This window comes from Dorea sp. MB18-49, from assembly GCF_023669465.1.
GTDB lineage: Bacteria > Bacillota > Clostridia > Lachnospirales > Lachnospiraceae > Dorea_A > Dorea_A longicatena.
In genome coordinates, this window is the sequence record NZ_JAMOYX010000055.1 from 1 (window position 1) to 17,033 (window position 17,033).

Here is a 17,033-nt window from a genome sequence, read left to right on the forward strand (position 1 = left end):
ATATTATACTGTGTCAGTCTTGCACTATTTTCTATGCAGAAAAAGACAGATATAGCGATAATTGGATTGACATTGACGTTTATTGCAATATCTATGATAGTAGGTGAGAGGTTGATGGATAAAAAATAAAAGTGAATTTTTATTGGAAAATCTTTGATTTTTTATATTGATATTTACAAATGGAAAGTACTGGAAAAATAAAAAAAATAAGCACAAAGAACAATTAAGAAACATAGATGATGTAGTTATGCAGATTATGCGACAGTTGTTTGAAAATATGAAAGGAGCTCCAGAGGAAGAAGAGTATAAGCAAAGGAATAAACCAGAGAGTTTCTTGGACTGTGATAAAACAAAATGGATTCAACAAATGAAAATCTGGCTTATGAAACAGGGATTGCCATTAACGGAGTCCTATAAAAAAACGAATGGTGGAAAAGGAATTGTACAGGCAAAAACATTGTTGTATGTAGAGCATCTGATAGATTATCTGGTTCGTTTAAAAGAGACAGACGTAAATGAGATAGCAAAAGACATTTGGGGAATTGAAAAACTTGATATAGAAGTGAAACAGGATTTGACACGTGTCACGAAAATCATAAATTTTAAGGAAATCCGTCAACCGGATTTAAAGGAAGAGATAAAAAAAGCAGTATATGGGTTAGTCAAGAATCTGAGAAAGAAAATAGAAGAAAATCTGGAAGAACCGTACTACATAGAAACGATACGTGGTGTAGGATACCGTTTCCGGGCATAAAAAGAGCCGTCCGATTGGGCGGCTCGAAGTCTTTAAACAGCAGTTTTCTTCGCTGTCGGTTTATAGTTACCGGCAGCATCGTAATCTCCAGAGAGGAGCAGCTTCTGGCGAAATTGCTCCAGTTTGATCTTGAAGCGTTTCCCATCCTCAACAGTCGTAAGCATGGTAAGAGCTTCTAGCATTCCCTGAATATATCCGGTTAGCAGGTAATATCTGCAGGGTTCTTCCGATGGTGAGATATTGGACAGGGTTTCTTCCAGATGTTCCTGACGTTCCCTGAGCCATGCATTCCAGACATCCAGTTCCAAATCAGTCATGGTGTTCCTCCTTTAAATCTGATAATGTTGTAACTGGTTAAGATATAAAGTTTCATGCACATTTTCCTCCGATTTCTGTATGCTTGCTAAGATAAGGATTTGTAAATTCAAATATGGTGATGTCATCCTCATCCAGCATAAGTCGTAATTCTTTTAGTGTGTCTGCCGGATATCCGCAGTCCCGGAACCGATTTATTACATCCTGTTCGGATGCAAACGGTTCTCCGTCTTCCAGCTTTTCCCCGATGGTGATACCGGATGGAGTTACCAGGCTTTCTTCATATAAGCGGATACAGTACCGGTCAGGAAAGAAAATGTGAGCGGCATCTGTGTTGTAGTAGATCCGTTCTCCAGGTTCCATGCTCTGCATCACAAAGGAAAGATGATATGCTGCAGCGATTGCCTGATATGATTCGTAAAGCGGTGACCAGGCAGTTGATAAGGACAACAGAATATACGTATCATTCCATTCCATGTAGCTGACATTTCCACGAAGAGATATTCCGGTGGAATCTATTTTCTTGTGGGAAAATAAATTGCCAATCCAGCATAAATCAGGATTCTGGTTCAGAATGATGTGGGTTTCCAGATCCTCCCACAAGTCATATAGTCCTTCCGGATTTCCTTCTGTATAAAAGATCACATCATCACAGCAGATATTTGCCATTACACATCCACCTCCGTTTCAAAAGTTTCACCCATATTCTGGTTGGAAACCGTAAGGTTTACAGGGGATAAGGTGCCAGTGGCAAGCCGTTGTTCGATTGCATCAATCACCTGCTCCAGCGTGTCATTGTAAGCTACATTGCAGTCTTCCAGTCGGAGAAACTGCAGGTATGCTTCATGAAGAAGGTTTGGATTATCATGCAGCGTTTCATATGGAAGGTTGCAAAGTCCGATTCCTTCCTCCAGACGTTCCAAGGTGCGGCGGATGAAGTCACAGGAAATAAATTGTTCCCGGTAGATGTTATAGGCAGCTTCAAACTGGTCATAAGTCAAAATAAATGAGACTTTTTCGCAAGGATTAGATGATTGTTCTTTCATGGTAAATTCCTCCATTCATATTACAATTGGCTGGTGGTACGGATTCTCTTTGTTCGGGAGTAAGATGCACCAGCAGTTTCCAGCGCAGGTCGATTTCCCGATGAATCCAGGTATCATTTTCATAAACTGCGTGTGTCAAAAGGTTATAAAGAATCGGTTCTTTTTCTATATCATCCAAATCTGCGACCAGACAGGTAGCTTGATTTACGTAGGGCCAGAGTGCCTGTTCGACCATATGGCGTAGTTCCAGTATCAGAGGATACATCTGTCCTACATCATAGGTTTTGGACATGCAGGAGCTGATTTTCTTCAGCATCCCGGAAGTTTGTATCATCTGGTTGATGACGGTACATTGTTCCTCCACATCTGCATCCGGATTCAGGACCAGCCGGTGGAGCAGCACAGATTTTGCATAGGCAGAAGCGGTCAGGTTGATGTTTCTGACCAGTTCTTCATACGGCTGCTTATACTGTGTCTTCAGCACTTCCAGAGGCACATGTTCCCGGTTCTTCTTTAAGGTGGAGAGGAGCCCCGAAAGGCAGCTCTCCAGTTCTTCCATTCTTGTCAAGCACACATCGCCTCCAGCTCCATCGGAACACGGGTGTAGCTGAGACGGTAAATACTGTTGCAGGTCTCAAATACCACACCGTTTTCGGATACTTCCAGAATACTCTGCACCGGACTGGTAGCAAAGGTCTGGTTATAACTATAGATCCACGCCCGTTCTCCCAGATGGAGGGGCAGGGACAGGATTCCGGTGAGGACATATTCTTTCTTTTGGGTGGTGTGTAAGGTTATATTTGTATTCTTCATTGATTTCACGCTCCTTTCCTTACTTAATTTTGTTTGCAATTACGGCAGCGACCAGTTTAGCGCATCCCAATTCCATCTCGGATAAATGCTGTCCGGTTCTGGAACAGAGAAGAAGTGCCAGCGGCTCTCTGTCTTCCCTTAAAATCGGGAAAAAAGCACAAACCGGTTGACGGGTGTTGGATACCGGGTAGACAGGGCAGTTCTCAGCAGAGATCAGTTCCTGGCCGTCCGCAACCAATTCGGCGAGTTCTTCTGTAACGGGAGTGCCTTCCGGAAGATAGATGCCCGCAGATACGAGTATGTGAGCCTCACTGCAAATTGCGATACCACAGTGGATGACACTGTAGAGGACGGAAAGATAGGAAGCCATTTCCTCTTTTCCGTTTAAGTGGGTAGGGCATTTGCGTAAAAGCAGCTCCATTCCCACATTTTCCAGTTCCAGTGCATCTCCGTCTGAGAGCTTCATTTGTTTCCGGATTTCTGCAGGGATGACGATACGCCCCTGAGAGTCCATGGTCCGGATGAGTGCAATATTCATAACTAAAGTCTCCTTTCTTAAAAAGAGGAGAAGCAGTAAAGTACCGCTTCTCTTCTGAAAATTTAGGCAGCGTAAGGCGGAGCCTGTGCTGTCTGTTGCATTTGACTGTTCTGCTGGTCTGCCAGCATCCGTTTTCCGTTATTGATCAGTGATGCAGCAATCACCGTTTCCCAGTTGGAAATATAGGAATCCGTCCGCTTCAGAAGCGTGAACAGATCCATGTCGGTAAGCTGGATGGCTGTCGTCTTTTCGGACTGGAAGCTGCGTGGCTGCATGTAGGAACCACCGTTCTTATTCTGTGCTTTGATGCCTTTCCCATTTACAATCTGGATTTTCCATGGGCTTTTCATAGGCTGCCCTTTGGAATCATAGGGATGTCTGGAGATATAAAACATCTGGGCTGTGGAATAACCGTTCTGATCGGGATTGCCGTAGATCTTGCTCTGGCTCCATTCAAATTCCTGAAAACCGGAAGTGATCCGGGTTAAGAGGAACTGGATCTGTTCCGGTGCCAGGTTGAAACGGGTGATGATATTCCGGTCTCCGGTACCGTTGGAATAATCCTGAATGGTGATGCAGATTAAAGAATGTACTTTATGCCCGTTTTCCTGATATTCCCCTTTGGCATGTAGCTGTGCATAGTTGCCGAGTGGTGCGTAGCGGAGCCGGTCATAAAAGGCAATGAGTGCCCGGTCATTCTGGATCTTGCAGATCTGGTCGGTAATCCGGTTTTGATAAGTTTCATTCATGAGTATTCACCTTCCTTTATTTGAGATGCTGTTTGACAAGCTGTGCCATATTCTTTGGAAGCTCTTCCAGTTTCGTGATATCCAGGAATCCGTCCTTGTAAATCCTGCGGATATTTTCCTTATCGTCACCAATGGCAGCCGCAAACAGGATGACATCCCGTTTTTCGTATTCTTTCTTGATGCCCCGCAGATCTGCCTCTGCTTCCGTTCCGCTGTAGCCGTAATCGGCTGGCTGACCGTCAGAAATCAGGATCAGCAGCTTCTGAAGCTCCGGGCGTGTGCACAAATGCTCTGCTACGAAGCGGAGAGCTGCGCCGTCCCGGTTCCCGTTGCGGTCGCACATATCCATCAGCCGGTAACAGTCCTCATTGTCCACAGAATCAAATTCTGCATAGGAGTAAAGAGCAACGCCGCCTGCATCCGTGGAATGCCCGTAAATGGTGATAGGGATACCGAGGCTTTTACAGAAATCATAAAGGACAATGGCAGTCTTTCTTGCATGTGTCATCCGGTCACCCCAACCCATCGAACCACTCTCGTCAATCAGGAGGGCAACAGCCAGACGTTTTTCCTCTCCTGGAAGTCTGGTTCTGGTAAAGATGGTTCCGTCTGTCTTATAGAGAGCATGGGAGTCCAGACGTTTTCCAAACAGGAGATTCTTCTGCTTTCCGCCTTGCTGTTCTTCTTTCAAAAGCGGCAGGATGGTGCTTTGCAGCTTTTTGGAAGCCCGCAGGAGCGGGGGAGCAACTGTCTGGTATTCATTCTTCAGGTAATCGGAAACACTGGTCAGGCGATGGATGGTAACATGGATGCCTGCATGGGCATTGCCGTAATGAATATCATTGGCTGTTTTCTGCAGTTCCTCGGTCAGTTCCGTCTGACAGTCTTCCTGCACCTTTTCTGCAGCCACATCGTTCAAGATCCGGAACAGATCCTCTGCAGCATGCTCATAGCCGCTGCCCTGATACTGACTGACATAAGTGACGCCGGGGTTGTTTTCATCCAGAATGGTATTGGTCTTTGTAAGAGCGATGCGCCCGCCTTCTTCCGAAAGCACCTGTTTGGCTTCCTCTATAGCATCCTCTTTGGTACGTGGACCGGAAGGAGCATTGCCCTCATCATTCCCGCTTCCTTTTGGGGAAGCTGGTTTGATATTCTTTGGAATGGCACCGCTTTTTCCGGTCGGAAGAGGAGCGCCGCTGCTGACTTCATCCCCTAGAAGATCTTCCAGAGCATCGGCAGCGGAATCCTCGCCATGCATTTCCAATTCCTCCCGTGTTTTTTCGATGAGCGGCTGGATATAGTTCCAGGTCAGGGCTAAGAGCGCATTGGAAACCAGCATCCGGTCAGTGCCTTTTTCCGATTCCATTGCCGTATCCAGAAGATCGGTACAATCGGAAATGGTATCCAGATAATCCCCCTGATAGCCGGTGGGATTGTTGATGTTTCCGGTCCGGCAATAGGAAAGGATCAGGTTGGCAATGATGGAAAATGGCTGGTATTCTTTGTCAATTTGTTCCTGTATGGAAGGAATCTGTTCGGACATACGCAGGTTATTGAGTTCAATCCCCTGTCGGAAGGTGCCGTGGAATTCCTCACACATACGGTCTTCAATATGGATGTCTTCCAGAATGTTTTGAAAAGTTGCGGCGCATCGTGCCAGTGTCAGGCATCCGGCTTTGTCCTTTTCTTCTAACACTTCTTTGATCTCCTCCAGTGCTGTCTGATAAGCTGGAAGGGATAGCTCCGGCTCCTTCGGATAGAAGGAACCGTTTTCCAGACTCCTCAGATGAACAGCGTGGGCTGTGAAATCAGAATAGAGTAAGTGCCCCACTTCATGCCCGGTGAGCCCTGTCAGGCTCTGGGAACGTAAGAAACGGGTGGGGAAAGACTGGGTGATCGGGTTCGCTGCGTTGAGATGTACCTTATAATTGTCGGTATATGCAACGCCTGCCTGTTCGGAAATGTCCCAGTCCAGCAGTACCTGCAGTCCATACCGGTAACGTCCGGTAACGGCTCTGGCAAGGGAGGTCTGGTACTTCTGATAGGCAGCGGAGAGGAATAACTCCTCATCCGCAATGGAATCCTCTTTTGCCCGGATTAGTTTCTTTAAATTTCTTTGGCTGTGATTCACGTGATATTCTTCCTTTCTTTTCTTAGATTTTTTGTCAGCAGTTCCTCCATCGTGCAGCCGTAATACACAGCAAGGCGAAGGACGGCATAAGCCATCGGGGAGGAGTTTGCATTTTCATAATTCATAATGGTTTTCGGGGGAAGATTTAAGATTCTGGCAACTGCCTTTTGTGATAACTTCGGTGTTTTGGCTTGCCGGAGATAAGACAGATTATCTGCCAGATGCTTTCGGATCTGGGCTTCTGTGAGTGCTGCTTTTCTCATAGGCGTGTCCTACGCAGCAAGCACAGTATCCAGACAGCTTTCTTCCACTTCCGTACGGTTCTCAGCATCGGCAGAGGCAGAGGCAAGCACCGTGTAACGGGCCGCTTCCCGGATATCCCCGCAGACCATGTAGGACTGCACCCAGGAAATCAGCTCCCTCATGCCACAGCAGCCATCTGTAATGAGATTTTCCCGGCAGTAGACAGCCATGGATTTGACAATGCGTGTCATCAGACGTACCGTTTTTGCATCCTTGCATCCGGTAACAGCCATGGCACGTTCTACCTGTGTATCCTCATCCGGTTCATCCAGATCAATCACAAGGTTCATTCGGGAAATGACAGACTGGTTCATCTGTTTACAGCCTGCATAGTCATTGTTTGTGGTGATTACGATGGTCGTATCCGGATGACGGTGGATGGTTTCTCCGTTTGGAAGATATACGCTGTTACAGCGGTCTAAAAGGGAGTTAAGTCCAACCAGTACACCGGGATTAGCAATGACCGTAGGCTCCTGTATCTCAAGAATATACCCATAGCGGATGGCTTCGACTAGAGGCGTATCCACATACTGGAAGTTCTGTCCGGAGGTGTGTTCCTTATAATAGCTGTGCATTTCATCAAAAATCGTATCGATCAGCTTCTGGTAGGTGTCCTCGGCAGAAATTTCTTCATCATAGTTTCCGGTCAGCTTCTGATAGGCACCGGAGGGATCTAACTGGATTTCCTGAAAAGACGGGTACTGCCGCTGAAGCCGGGTGCGTTTTCCGTCCACATCCGGAAGAATCTGACCTAAAAGGTCGAATACCTCTGTATTTGCGGAACAGGTAATGCAGCGGTAAGGAAGGTGAAGTGCGGAAGCAATGGCTTTGGCTCCTTCGGTCTTTCCGGTACCTGCCGGTCCCCGTAAAAGAAAATTCCGCATCGGCTGTGTGGTATCCGTTGTCAGTTTTGCGTGTTCGCAGATCCGTTTGATTTCCGGAGGGATGATGTACCACTCTGCCAATGTCGGAACAGATACCTCCTCTTCCGGAGACAGCCTTCGGGATGCGGTCAGGATAAATTTCCCAACAAAATCATCTCTGGAAATGGCTGCCTGTGCTTTCTTAAATCCACTTCCTGGACGTAACACCTGAAAGTCTCCATGGAGCACTTCGGTTGGTGCATAGACCCCCTTCTGGATATTTAACGGTTTGATCAGCGACAATACGCCGTTTGCCGGAAGGTCAATCTTAACACCACCGGTCGGGAGACCTGATGCATAGCGGGTTCTCCGGTAAATGTTGTCGCAGAGAACGGCTGCTGTTTCCGCAGCGGCGTCCAGATCGGGATAACCGTTGTCCCGGTGCGCTTTTAATTCCTGATACTTTTCATTACACTCTTCATCTGCCAGAAAAACCGGCATCAGTGCGAACAGCAGAGCCGCACCGGACTGTTTGGAGTCTTTAAATTCGTATTTTTCCGGTGTGCTTTCCACATCCGGCGGAGGAGTATAGCAGCCTCCGTAAAACTTTCCGTTTAGCTGGTTGTAGACAACCACCTGAAGATCACCGGTTTTGCTCGGATATTCCGCCACAACAAAATTGTTGGATTGGGTACCGACCGCCCCAAGCTTTTCCGGCGGGGTACTGCCAACCGGGTTTTCCAGCTCCAGATAAGCAAGGACTGCCCGCAGGGTAGCTGCATGAAGCGTGGATTTTTTCCGTGGCTGAGTACAGTATTTGGATGCAATGTCATCAAAGATTGCATGGTCCGTATAATCCTCAAATGGTTCCGGGAGTTTGCGTTTGAACCCCCAGGTTGCTACGATGTTATTTGCCATGATTCGTTCCTCCTTCTTATGAGATCCAGGACAGTTCCAGTGCCTGCTCGGTCTCTTCTGTGGTCAATTCATCTTCAGTAAAAATCTCCGTCAATTCGCCCCAGTAATCTTTGGGCGGGAAATGTTCCAGCTTTCCCCGGACTTCCGGTTCAGTGCCGTTCAGAATATAGACATCTCCCTGCTCGTTGATAAACAGCTTTTCATAGCCCCTTGCCTGTAAGTCACCGACCAATTCCATCAGTAGCGGTTTCCCAATCAGGGAATACCATGATTTGGGATTAACGGCTGGTCTGGAATCCGGATTTCCTTCTGACGGTTCCTTTTTATGTAAGGATTCAATGGTCATCATCTGAAGCGTCAGACTGCCACGGGCATCCATGAGAATTTCCGCAAAATTATAACTTCCGGTATTCCGTGTGCGAATCCGTAATGGTTCCCCATCCAGTATCTGGGAGAGCGGTGGTTCTTTCACAAAATCCCATGTGGCATCCGGGAAGGCTTCCTTGAGCTTTCCGGTAATCTGGAATTTGATCTGTCTCCAGAGAATGGTTTCCAGATCAGGTGTTCCTTCCAGATGACGAGTTCTTTCTGGGCGTTTTCGTAGCTTATGCTCCCTGTTTTTCAGGCGTTCCGTGAAAAGCGGGAGAAGATAACTGAACAGCGTGACTCCGATACCGATCAGGGCAATGCCTGCAATCAGAAGCCGGTTGGCATCCTGTGGTACGAAAAGTGCTGCAAGAAACAGTACAAGCACGACAAACTGTAAGAATTTTTTTCGATTTGATTTTTTCATGAGCTGATTCCTTTCTGATTCATGATTCTTAGACAAGCCCGGAAGCTGGATGGGAAATCGCCGCTTCCGGACATGAAAAAGAGGAACTGCATCATCACAAAGATGATAAATGCAATTCCTCAACATAGGGTTCCTTGAGAGTTAATAGGGCAACTGGGATGCCATCTGTTCCGGCACATTTTGAAAGCCGTCAGTTGGCTGACTGCCCGGCATACCTCCGTAATTTGGCATTCCGGTATAACTGCCCTGCGGCGGGTAGCTGCTCTGTGGCTGACCGGTTCCGTTTGGCGGAGCCTGATACTGTCCGCCATTTGCAGGAGGCGTGTAGGCACCGTTAGCAGGAGCCATTCCCTGCTGTGGATAGCCGCCAGGCATTGCCTGATTCTGGTAGCTGCCATTGGGATTTCCCTGCATTGGGTAGCTGCCATTGCCGGCTGCACCGGGCGTTGCCGCACCACCATTCGGCTGGCTGTTCTGGTTTGCACCCGGATGTCCGGTATTGCTGTCAGAACGGTTGGATGGTACAAAGTGCCAGTCCTTGACATTGATCCTCGGACCGGCATTTGCCTGCCCCGCATTCTTTCCTTTCTGATAAATGAACGGATGAAGCTCCAGATCACCATAGATCATCAGCCCGGTTCCTTTCTTTACGCCTGCTTTTGCTAAGCGTTCTGCAAGGAACTTGTTAAAATAGCACTGATAGTAAATGGTTTCTTCCTTTCCATCCTGGCCTCGCTGTGAAACTGCAATGTCCAGAGAAACATATTCCGTACCGGAATTTTTTCCTTGCTGCATCTCAGGATCTCTTGTGGCCCTCCCTAAAATTGTTAAAATTGCTGACATAAAAATTCTCCTTTCTGCCTCTTTGGGCGTTAAAATAGATTAAAATAAAAAAAGTGCCATTATAGCACCGTATAAAACGGCAGTATAATGACACGATTTTCCAAACTTAAACTGCATATGCTTCTGGATGAATGGTCCAGACTCCCATGACGGGACAGCACAAAAACTTAAATACAAGATTATATTAACACAAGATATAGCATATGTCAAAAGAATTAGAACTATATATAGCATATGTAGACGAGGTGGAAGGATAATATCAAAAGAATTTTGGACATAGTTATAAAAGTGCAATATAATATTGTTTAAATCGGAAAATGGAAGGATGAGAAAAATGGAGCAGAAAAACAGAATTCTGATTGTAGAAGACGATACGGATATCAATAATCTTTTATATACGGCATTACAGAAAGCAGGGTATGAGACGGTACAGGCTTTTTCCGGGACGGAAGCGAGGATGCTGTTCCAGATGGATAAGGCGGGCTTTTCTTTGATTCTATTGGATCTGATGCTTCCGGGAATTTCAGGAGAAGAGGTGCTTGCCCAGATTCGGAAACAGGGCAATACGCCGGTTATTGTCCTGACAGCCAAAGACGGATTGGATGAAAAAATCGGGCTTCTTACCAGTGGGGCAGATGATTACATTACAAAACCGTTTGAGATACAGGAGGTGCTTGCCCGGATTCAGGTTCAGCGCCGCCATATGCAGCAGGAGCCGGAACATAAAAGCGTGTCATATAAAAACCTGGAACTGGACCGTGAGCGCTTTGAAGTCCGGATTGCCGGAGTGCTGCTTCCCAAAATTACAAAGCAGGAATTTGCAATTCTGGAGCTTTTACTGGAGCATCCGAAACAGGTCTTCAGCAAAGAAGAGATTTTTGAATATGCGTGGGATGAACACTATATGGGAGAGACAAAGACACTGGATGTACATATCAGCAATATCCGGAAAAAGATAAAAGCAGTAACGCAGGAGGAATATATTGATACCGTATGGGGAATCGGCTACCGTCTGCATTCTTAATCTTTACTCTTTTTTTACTATTTATTTGCGTTTGATTAGGATTTATCCGATATGATAACAGCAGATAAGAAAAGGAGATGAAAGCATTGAGTGAATTGTTATTAAGTACAAATGGATTGACGAAGCAGTATGGTCATCATAAGGCAGTGGATAAAGTAAACCTTCACATAAAAAAGGGTGCTATCTATGGATTTATCGGACGGAACGGTGCGGGAAAGACGACTTGCCTGAAGATGATCAGTGGACTTGCAAGACCGACAGCCGGAGAGATTGAGATGTTCGGGTGTAAAGGAAAAGAACTGGAGAGGATTCGTTCTCGTGTGGGGTGTCTGATTGAAGCACCGGGGCTGTATGGCAACATGAATGCATATACAAACCTGAAAATAAAATGTGAATTGTTTGGTATTCGGAAAAAGGGATACATCGAAGATATCTTAGAGACGGTCGGACTGGAAGGTGTCGGAAAGAAAAAAACGAAACATTTTTCCCTTGGAATGAAGCAGCGTCTCGGAATCGGGCTGGCACTGGTCGGGGAGCCGGATCTCCTGGTCCTTGATGAACCGATCAATGGGCTTGATCCCCAGGGAATTGCAGAGGTGCGTGATACCATACAGAGACTGCGAGATGAACGGAATATGACGATTTTGATATCCAGTCATATTTTAGAGGAATTATCTAAGATTGCAACGGATTATGGAATTATCCATAATGGAAGTCTTCTGCAGGAGCTGACAAGCGAAGAACTGATGAAACGCTGCAGTGAACGGATTGAAATAGAGTTAATCCATCCGGAGCAGGCAGTCCCGATTCTGGACAGAATGGGATTTACCAACTATCAGGTTACAGATAAGAGCCATATCCATATATTTGAACGATTGAATGAAAGCGCCAATGTCAATATGGAACTGGCAAAAGCAGGAATTTTGGTCAATGGAATTTCCATTACCAGTGAAGAACTGGAAACCTATTTCTTGAATCTGACAGGAGGGAATCAAAATGCTTAATATGATAAAAATGGATCTGTACCGGATGGTCCGGACAAAAAGTATGTATGTGGTATGGATTGTGATGGCGGCAGCTATATTCTTCTCCACATCCATGTCGAAACTGGATATTGATACGATGAACAAGGAAGCGGAACAACAGCAGACAGAAAGCATTGCAGAAACAGTGAAACCAGAAACCATCAATATGGGAATGTCCGTATTCCTGCCGACACAGCCGGGAGAAAAAGTAACGGTCTTTGATCAGGTATATGCAAACCTGCAGGCAAAGTTTGTGGCGTTGTTTCTGGTGATTTTTACAGTGCTGTTTTCCAGTGCAGATATAGGAAGCGGTTATATTAAAAATATCGGCGGGCAGGTAAGGAGCCGGAGAAACCTGATCTTTTCCAAAGCTTCCGTGTTGTTTGTGTATACGACTGTTACCATGCTGCTTTATTTCATCATTCAGATTATTGCACAGCAGATGTACTTCGGATATCTGGAGTGGGGGAATGGAAGCGAGTTGCTGAGATACTTTGGTATTCAGATTTTGCTTCATTATGCACTGGTACTAATCAGTATGGCGATTGCGGTGGTTTTGAACAGCAACGTGTTCAGCATGACGATTGTTATCTGCCTGTGCATGAATACCATGATTGTCTTATACGGAGTGATCAATCATTTGATCCAGAAGGCAGGTGTGGAGAATTTCCAGATTTTGAAATATACAGTGACAGGAAAGATTGCACTTTTATCCATGTCACCGACCAATAAGGAATGCCTGATGGCAGTTGTGATTGCGGCGGCGTTCGGAATCGTGGTTACATTACTGACAGCATGGGTATTCAGAAAGAGAGATATCTAAATGATAAAACTAGGGTTCGTGCTATTGATAGCAGTGATACTGGTACAAGGAATGTTATTTTGGAAATACCAGCGGCAGGTGAAAGACATCTGCCGCCAGTTGTCGTTTCTGATGAAGCACGACAGCAACATGCTGATTACCAGAGAAATGGATTTTGGAGGCATTGGTGAGTTGGCAGATGTTTTAAACGAATGGCTGGAACTGAAGCGAAGGGAAAAGAAGGAATACTTGAAGAAAGAGGAGATGATTTCGGATACATATACAAATCTCTCACATGATATCCGTACTCCTTTGACATCCCTTGACGGATATTTTCAGTTAATGGAAACCTGTGAAGACCAGGAAGAGCAGAGACGGTATATGAAGATCATACAGGAGAGAATCGGCAGCCTGAAAGAAATGCTGGAAGAATTATTTACTTTTACAAAACTTAAAAACGATTCTTTTCATCTGGAAATGTCATCCTGCTGTATCAACAAGATTTTGAAAGATACCATATTTTCCTACTACGATGAATGGACGGGCAGAGGAATTGAACCGGAGATACAGATTACAGATAAACTGCTGTTTATGAACGGAAATGAACAGGGAATCCAGAGAATTTTTCAGAATATCATAAAAAACGGACTGGATCACGGGGAGAAGAAAATCAGTATTTCACTGGAAGAAGTTGAAAACAACATCCGGATACAGATAAAAAATCAAGTATGTCATGTGGAAAAAATAAATGTAGATCAGGTGTTTGAACGGTTTTATAAAGCGGATGAAGCACGCAGTAAGACTTCCAGCGGTCTCGGCTTATCAATTGCGAAAGAGCTGGTACTTCGTATGGATGGGAAAATCAGCGCCCGGATAGAAGGGAATGAGTTCTGTGTGGAGATTGTGTTTCCAAAATAAAAGGAAAAATTTATATTAAAGCAAGTGAAAATGGGGAATGACTTTATATAGGTTTCATGGTAGAATTACAGTAGAAAGAGAAGAGTCACTCAGTCATTTGTTGTATGAAAGGATGAGTATAATGTATAAAGTAGAACTTAAATTTGATACAAGCAAGCTCGCTCCGGAAACGGTAAATCAGATGTGTGAACAGGCAGATCAGATTTTTGAGCAGGAGGATTTAAGCTGTGCAGTCAAAGCCCTTGGAAGCAGGATTTATCTTGACCGGGGACGCAAGCAGGACTATGGAAGATTCTGGGCAGCAATCTTTCAGTTGAAAAACTCCGTAGGAATTGCAGAGAATTTGTTAGAGTGTTTCTGGTATAACGGAACAGAAAAGGAGAACCTGATTACAGACTTTATAAGGAACTAACAGATGGACAGCTTACAGAGGAAAGGCATCAATTTTGACCTGAATACACAAGCACTAAAGGAATATTATCCGAAAGGTGACTGGCATAATGCATATGCGGATGTAAGGGACTTTTTTGAAGCAAACGGATTTGAGCATATTCAGGGATCGGGATATCATTCGGTGGAAGCAATGTCAGAAGCAAAAGCCATGGCAGTTATTTATCAGATGACAAAAGAATTTCCATGGCTCAATTATTGTGTGAATGTGTGTACCATATCAGATGTACCGGAACTGTTTGATATCTCGCATGTATTTGCCAGAGAAGCGGAACGGTTGGAAAAGAAAAATGCATGATTTGACAAATTATTTCCAATATGTTATATTCATCTCAAGCAAAAAAGGGAGTAGCTGAACGCCTTGAAAGAGGTGGTTTTGTAACCGACAACCGGTATCGAGAGATACCCGTAGCAAATGAGATAGCAAGACTTTTATTGTGGCAGAGGTCATGATAGGAGTCTTTTTTTATTATGAAATATAGAAAATCTGCCGCAATAGTCTGCTAAAAAGAAAGAGAGGATAAACGATGAGTAACGAAATGATGAAACGGGAAATGCAGGAAGCAGTACAGGCAGGGGAGCGGGCGCTTCAGAGCCTTTACGCAGCAAGGGATAAGTTGGGAAGTGCGAGAAACTGGGGCATTTTTGATATGCTTGGAGGAGGCTTTATCAGTGACTTTGTGAAGCATTCTAAAATGAATGACGCAGCTGCGTTGATGGAACAGGCGAAAAGCGATATTCAGCGTTTTCAGAGAGAATTAAGAGATGTGCAGGTTTCCTTGGATCTGCGCATGGAAATCGGCAGCTTCCTTTCCTTTGCGGATTTCTTTCTGGACGGGCTGGTGGCAGATTATATGGTGCAGAGCAAGATTGCAGATGCAAGAGAACAGGTGGATGATGCCATCAACCGGATAGAAAAGATACTTGCTGATGTGAAAAATCGGATGAATGGGGAGGTGTAGCATATGGGATGCCTGGGAAATGTGTTGTGGTTTGTGTTTGGCGGCGCAGTCAGTGGGCTGAGCTGGTGTCTGGCAGGTTGTCTCTGGTGTATTACCGTTGTGGGGATTCCGGTGGGGATGCAGTGTTTTAAATTTGCGGCGCTTAGTTTTTTCCCCTTTGGAAAAGAGGTGCAGTATGGTGGCGGAGCTGGTTCGTTCCTTTTGAATATCATCTGGCTGATTGTATCCGGTCTGCCTCTTGCACTGGAGCATCTGGCGTTGGGTACAGCTTTATGTGTGACGATTATCGGAATCCCGTTTGGTTTACAGCAGTTTAAACTGGCGAAACTGGCATTGATGCCGTTTGGTGCGGAGGTGTATTAAGATGCGATTATTTGATAAAAGGACACCGCTTCAGAAGGAGTGGGAAAAGCTGGAAGTACAGGAGCAGAGATTCCTTCAGAAGCGTTCAGAGAAAAGGGAGAGCATTCTGAATCAGAAACTGGAGGAAAAGATACCGCCGAAACTTCAGAAAACATTGGATACCGCTTTTGCGAAGGCATTTGCTCTGATTTTCGAGAAAGGAACCGGGGTTATTGAAAAGACGTATCAGCGGACAAAACTGGAGCAGGATTATCAGGTGCGGCAGTATATGGCGGATGTAAAGCAGAATTCCAAATCCCTCCGCTCTTTTTCTAAAAAGGCAAGAGATACGGGAACAAAGAATTTACTGCTATCCGGTGTGTCTGGAATCGGGATGGGCGTATTGGGAATCGGTCTGCCGGATATTCCGGTATTTACAGGGATGATTTTAAAGAATATTTATGAGACTGCTCTGCAGTATGGATACAGCTATGAAAGCAGGGAAGAAAAATATTTTATCTTATTATTGATCCGGGGAGCAGTATCCTATGGGGATACACTTTGTGAGATTGACGGGAAAGTAAATGAATTTATCAGAAACGGAATACTGCCGGAAGAGTATCAGGATAAGGAGCAGATCGAACAAACGGCGGGCGCTTTGTCAAAAGAGCTTCTGTATATGAAGTTCTTACAGGGAATTCCGGTGGTTGGTGTTGTAGGCGGAGCTTATGATGCAGTCTACATGAAACGGATCACAGAGTATGCAGAGCTGAAATACCGGCACAGGTATCTGGCGGGGCGGAAAAAGGCAGAGAATGGACAATTATGTAAAAGGTGTAAAAGTTATAGAGATATATGATGCCGCAAATAAGGAATTGCTGGTAAAGTATGATGATAAGCATAATATAGACAAGGTTATTTCTGCTTTAAATATAAAATCATGGAAAGAGACAGAAAAAAGCATAGGTATGAACCCTAAATATACCATAAAATTTTATTGCGATACTACGAACCAAGATGAAGAAAAAGATATAAAAGAAATTACCCTTTATGAAAATGGGGAATATGCTACGATTTTTATTACTTCTCCTGGCGGAGTAAAACAAAACTATAAAACGAGCATTGATATTTCTGAATTGGTTATCTAATAATATTTGTGTAATGAGAATGAAAATCTAATTCTTTCAAGTTTAACTAAGACATTCCCGGAGCAAATGCTCATGGCATTGAAGCGGATACAAACACTATTGTTTGATAGAAATAAGAGAGGTTATTTATAATAAAATGAGCCGCCAGAACTGTAGGGGTGATGCAGTGGTATGCTCCCCGTCAAGAGGACAATAAAAAATAATAAATTTTTGTATCGTCAGCCATGCTATGGCTGGCGATATTTTATGCTGCTTTTGTATATTGCTCATGATATTTCATTGGTGTCATTACA

At 44.8% G+C, this 17,033-nt stretch carries 23 protein-coding genes; 11 read left to right on the top strand and 12 right to left on the bottom strand.

The window, feature by feature from the left end; genetic code table 11:
- The first annotated feature begins 382 nt into the window (after positions 1 to 382).
- Positions 383 to 754: a winged helix-turn-helix domain-containing protein gene (locus NCY30_RS12970; RefSeq protein ID WP_250818793.1), complete on the top strand. Its 372-nt coding sequence runs from the start codon at positions 383 to 385 to the stop codon at positions 752 to 754.
- Positions 755 to 786: 32 nt separating this feature from the next.
- Here the strand turns inward: NCY30_RS12970 and NCY30_RS12975 are convergent, their stop codons facing one another.
- The 12 genes from NCY30_RS12975 to NCY30_RS13030 form a co-directional block, all read right to left on the bottom strand.
- Positions 787 to 1,071: an elongation factor Ts gene (locus NCY30_RS12975; protein WP_250818794.1), complete on the bottom strand. Its 285-nt coding sequence runs from the start codon at positions 1,069 to 1,071 to the stop codon at positions 787 to 789.
- A gap of 52 nt (positions 1,072 to 1,123) precedes the next feature.
- Positions 1,124 to 1,738, bottom strand: coding sequence for a hypothetical protein (locus NCY30_RS12980; RefSeq protein ID WP_250818795.1), 615 nt, complete (start codon positions 1,736 to 1,738; stop codon positions 1,124 to 1,126).
- Entirely contained in the window at positions 1,738 to 2,115 is a 378-nt protein-coding gene (locus NCY30_RS12985; RefSeq protein WP_250818796.1) for a hypothetical protein, read from the bottom strand. Before NCY30_RS12985 ends, NCY30_RS12980 begins: the two co-directional genes overlap by 1 nt.
- Entirely contained in the window at positions 2,096 to 2,674 is a 579-nt protein-coding gene (locus tag NCY30_RS12990; protein ID WP_250818799.1) for a hypothetical protein, read from the bottom strand. Before NCY30_RS12990 ends, NCY30_RS12985 begins: the two co-directional genes overlap by 20 nt.
- A 5-nt stretch (positions 2,675 to 2,679) precedes the next feature.
- The gene (locus NCY30_RS12995) at positions 2,680 to 2,928 is read right to left on the bottom strand and encodes a hypothetical protein (protein WP_005333464.1); all 249 of its coding nucleotides are present in this window, start codon (positions 2,926 to 2,928) and stop codon (positions 2,680 to 2,682) included.
- A gap of 19 nt (positions 2,929 to 2,947) precedes the next feature.
- Complete coding sequence (locus NCY30_RS13000) at positions 2,948 to 3,466, bottom strand: AbrB/MazE/SpoVT family DNA-binding domain-containing protein (protein ID WP_005333466.1); 519 nt, start codon at positions 3,464 to 3,466, stop codon at positions 2,948 to 2,950.
- Between the two features lie 62 nt (positions 3,467 to 3,528).
- Positions 3,529 to 4,215, bottom strand: coding sequence for a hypothetical protein (locus NCY30_RS13005; RefSeq protein WP_005333468.1), 687 nt, complete (start codon positions 4,213 to 4,215; stop codon positions 3,529 to 3,531).
- A gap of 16 nt (positions 4,216 to 4,231) precedes the next feature.
- A complete protein-coding gene (locus tag NCY30_RS13010) occupies positions 4,232 to 6,349 on the bottom strand; it encodes a vWA domain-containing protein (protein ID WP_005333469.1) in 2,118 nt (705 codons plus the stop codon).
- A complete protein-coding gene (locus NCY30_RS13015) occupies positions 6,346 to 6,612 on the bottom strand; it encodes a helix-turn-helix domain-containing protein (RefSeq protein ID WP_005333471.1) in 267 nt (88 codons plus the stop codon). Before NCY30_RS13015 ends, NCY30_RS13010 begins: the two co-directional genes overlap by 4 nt.
- Before the next feature lie 9 nt (positions 6,613 to 6,621).
- Positions 6,622 to 8,433, bottom strand: coding sequence for an AAA family ATPase (locus tag NCY30_RS13020; protein WP_005333473.1), 1,812 nt, complete (start codon positions 8,431 to 8,433; stop codon positions 6,622 to 6,624).
- Positions 8,434 to 8,449: 16 nt separating this feature from the next.
- Positions 8,450 to 9,226 (bottom strand): hypothetical protein, encoded by a 777-nt coding sequence (locus NCY30_RS13025; RefSeq protein ID WP_022415111.1) that lies wholly within the window; start codon positions 9,224 to 9,226, stop codon positions 8,450 to 8,452.
- A gap of 141 nt (positions 9,227 to 9,367) precedes the next feature.
- The gene (locus NCY30_RS13030) at positions 9,368 to 10,069 is read right to left on the bottom strand and encodes a single-stranded DNA-binding protein (RefSeq protein WP_005333477.1); all 702 of its coding nucleotides are present in this window, start codon (positions 10,067 to 10,069) and stop codon (positions 9,368 to 9,370) included.
- A 325-nt stretch (positions 10,070 to 10,394) separates the two neighbouring features.
- Here NCY30_RS13030 and NCY30_RS13035 point away from each other — a divergent pair, with 325 nt between their 5' ends.
- From NCY30_RS13035 to NCY30_RS13080, 10 genes are all read left to right on the top strand, one after another.
- On the top strand, positions 10,395 to 11,093 hold the full coding sequence (locus NCY30_RS13035) for a response regulator transcription factor (RefSeq protein WP_250818797.1): 699 nt from the start codon (positions 10,395 to 10,397) through the stop codon (positions 11,091 to 11,093).
- 77 nt (positions 11,094 to 11,170) lie between these two features.
- Positions 11,171 to 12,097 (top strand): ABC transporter ATP-binding protein, encoded by a 927-nt coding sequence (locus NCY30_RS13040; RefSeq protein WP_008373911.1) that lies wholly within the window; start codon positions 11,171 to 11,173, stop codon positions 12,095 to 12,097.
- Complete coding sequence (locus NCY30_RS13045; RefSeq protein ID WP_250818798.1) at positions 12,090 to 12,941, top strand: ABC transporter permease; 852 nt, start codon at positions 12,090 to 12,092, stop codon at positions 12,939 to 12,941. Before NCY30_RS13040 ends, NCY30_RS13045 begins: the two co-directional genes overlap by 8 nt.
- Entirely contained in the window at positions 12,942 to 13,838 is an 897-nt protein-coding gene (locus NCY30_RS13050) for a sensor histidine kinase (protein ID WP_005333486.1), read from the top strand.
- 121 nt (positions 13,839 to 13,959) lie between these two features.
- A complete protein-coding gene (locus tag NCY30_RS13055) occupies positions 13,960 to 14,250 on the top strand; it encodes a hypothetical protein (protein WP_022415108.1) in 291 nt (96 codons plus the stop codon).
- A gap of 3 nt (positions 14,251 to 14,253) precedes the next feature.
- Positions 14,254 to 14,586, top strand: a complete 333-nt coding sequence (locus tag NCY30_RS13060) for a hypothetical protein (protein WP_005333489.1) — start codon at positions 14,254 to 14,256, stop codon at positions 14,584 to 14,586.
- Positions 14,587 to 14,815: 229 nt separating this feature from the next.
- Positions 14,816 to 15,250 (top strand): hypothetical protein, encoded by a 435-nt coding sequence (locus NCY30_RS13065; protein WP_005333491.1) that lies wholly within the window; start codon positions 14,816 to 14,818, stop codon positions 15,248 to 15,250.
- Positions 15,251 to 15,253: 3 nt separating this feature from the next.
- Positions 15,254 to 15,613: a YccF domain-containing protein gene (locus NCY30_RS13070; protein WP_005333494.1), complete on the top strand. Its 360-nt coding sequence runs from the start codon at positions 15,254 to 15,256 to the stop codon at positions 15,611 to 15,613.
- Position 15,614: 1 nt separating this feature from the next.
- Complete coding sequence (locus NCY30_RS13075; protein WP_055304060.1) at positions 15,615 to 16,451, top strand: EcsC family protein; 837 nt, start codon at positions 15,615 to 15,617, stop codon at positions 16,449 to 16,451.
- A complete protein-coding gene (locus NCY30_RS13080; protein WP_005333498.1) occupies positions 16,408 to 16,740 on the top strand; it encodes a DUF5301 domain-containing protein in 333 nt (110 codons plus the stop codon). Before NCY30_RS13075 ends, NCY30_RS13080 begins: the two co-directional genes overlap by 44 nt.
- Positions 16,741 to 17,033: the final 293 nt, after the last annotated feature.

What these genes read in the sequence shown, in the direction of transcription:
- NCY30_RS12975 (WP_250818794.1), bottom strand. Translation starts at nt 1,071, where the DNA reads ATGACTGATTTGGAACTGGATGTCTGGAATGCATGGCTCAGGGAACGT.
- NCY30_RS13075 (WP_055304060.1), top strand. Translation starts at nt 15,615, where the DNA reads ATGCGATTATTTGATAAAAGGACACCGCTTCAGAAGGAGTGGGAAAAG.
- NCY30_RS12995 (WP_005333464.1), bottom strand. Translation starts at nt 2,928, where the DNA reads ATGAAGAATACAAATATAACCTTACACACCACCCAAAAGAAAGAATAT.
- NCY30_RS13020 (WP_005333473.1), bottom strand. Translation starts at nt 8,433, where the DNA reads ATGGCAAATAACATCGTAGCAACCTGGGGGTTCAAACGCAAACTCCCG.
- NCY30_RS12990 (WP_250818799.1), bottom strand. Translation starts at nt 2,674, where the DNA reads ATGGAAGAACTGGAGAGCTGCCTTTCGGGGCTCCTCTCCACCTTAAAG.
- NCY30_RS13080 (WP_005333498.1), top strand. Translation starts at nt 16,408, where the DNA reads ATGGACAATTATGTAAAAGGTGTAAAAGTTATAGAGATATATGATGCC.
- NCY30_RS13005 (WP_005333468.1), bottom strand. Translation starts at nt 4,215, where the DNA reads ATGAATGAAACTTATCAAAACCGGATTACCGACCAGATCTGCAAGATC.
- NCY30_RS13035 (WP_250818797.1), top strand. Translation starts at nt 10,395, where the DNA reads ATGAGAAAAATGGAGCAGAAAAACAGAATTCTGATTGTAGAAGACGAT.
- NCY30_RS13025 (WP_022415111.1), bottom strand. Translation starts at nt 9,226, where the DNA reads ATGAAAAAATCAAATCGAAAAAAATTCTTACAGTTTGTCGTGCTTGTA.
- NCY30_RS13040 (WP_008373911.1), top strand. Translation starts at nt 11,171, where the DNA reads ATGAAAGCATTGAGTGAATTGTTATTAAGTACAAATGGATTGACGAAG.
- NCY30_RS13055 (WP_022415108.1), top strand. Translation starts at nt 13,960, where the DNA reads ATGTATAAAGTAGAACTTAAATTTGATACAAGCAAGCTCGCTCCGGAA.
- NCY30_RS12970 (WP_250818793.1), top strand. Translation starts at nt 383, where the DNA reads ATGAAACAGGGATTGCCATTAACGGAGTCCTATAAAAAAACGAATGGT.
- NCY30_RS12980 (WP_250818795.1), bottom strand. Translation starts at nt 1,738, where the DNA reads ATGGCAAATATCTGCTGTGATGATGTGATCTTTTATACAGAAGGAAAT.
- NCY30_RS13000 (WP_005333466.1), bottom strand. Translation starts at nt 3,466, where the DNA reads ATGAATATTGCACTCATCCGGACCATGGACTCTCAGGGGCGTATCGTC.
- NCY30_RS13045 (WP_250818798.1), top strand. Translation starts at nt 12,090, where the DNA reads ATGCTTAATATGATAAAAATGGATCTGTACCGGATGGTCCGGACAAAA.
- NCY30_RS13030 (WP_005333477.1), bottom strand. Translation starts at nt 10,069, where the DNA reads ATGTCAGCAATTTTAACAATTTTAGGGAGGGCCACAAGAGATCCTGAG.
- NCY30_RS13065 (WP_005333491.1), top strand. Translation starts at nt 14,816, where the DNA reads ATGAGTAACGAAATGATGAAACGGGAAATGCAGGAAGCAGTACAGGCA.
- NCY30_RS13015 (WP_005333471.1), bottom strand. Translation starts at nt 6,612, where the DNA reads ATGAGAAAAGCAGCACTCACAGAAGCCCAGATCCGAAAGCATCTGGCA.
- NCY30_RS13050 (WP_005333486.1), top strand. Translation starts at nt 12,942, where the DNA reads ATGATAAAACTAGGGTTCGTGCTATTGATAGCAGTGATACTGGTACAA.
- NCY30_RS13060 (WP_005333489.1), top strand. Translation starts at nt 14,254, where the DNA reads ATGGACAGCTTACAGAGGAAAGGCATCAATTTTGACCTGAATACACAA.
- NCY30_RS13070 (WP_005333494.1), top strand. Translation starts at nt 15,254, where the DNA reads ATGGGATGCCTGGGAAATGTGTTGTGGTTTGTGTTTGGCGGCGCAGTC.
- NCY30_RS12985 (WP_250818796.1), bottom strand. Translation starts at nt 2,115, where the DNA reads ATGAAAGAACAATCATCTAATCCTTGCGAAAAAGTCTCATTTATTTTG.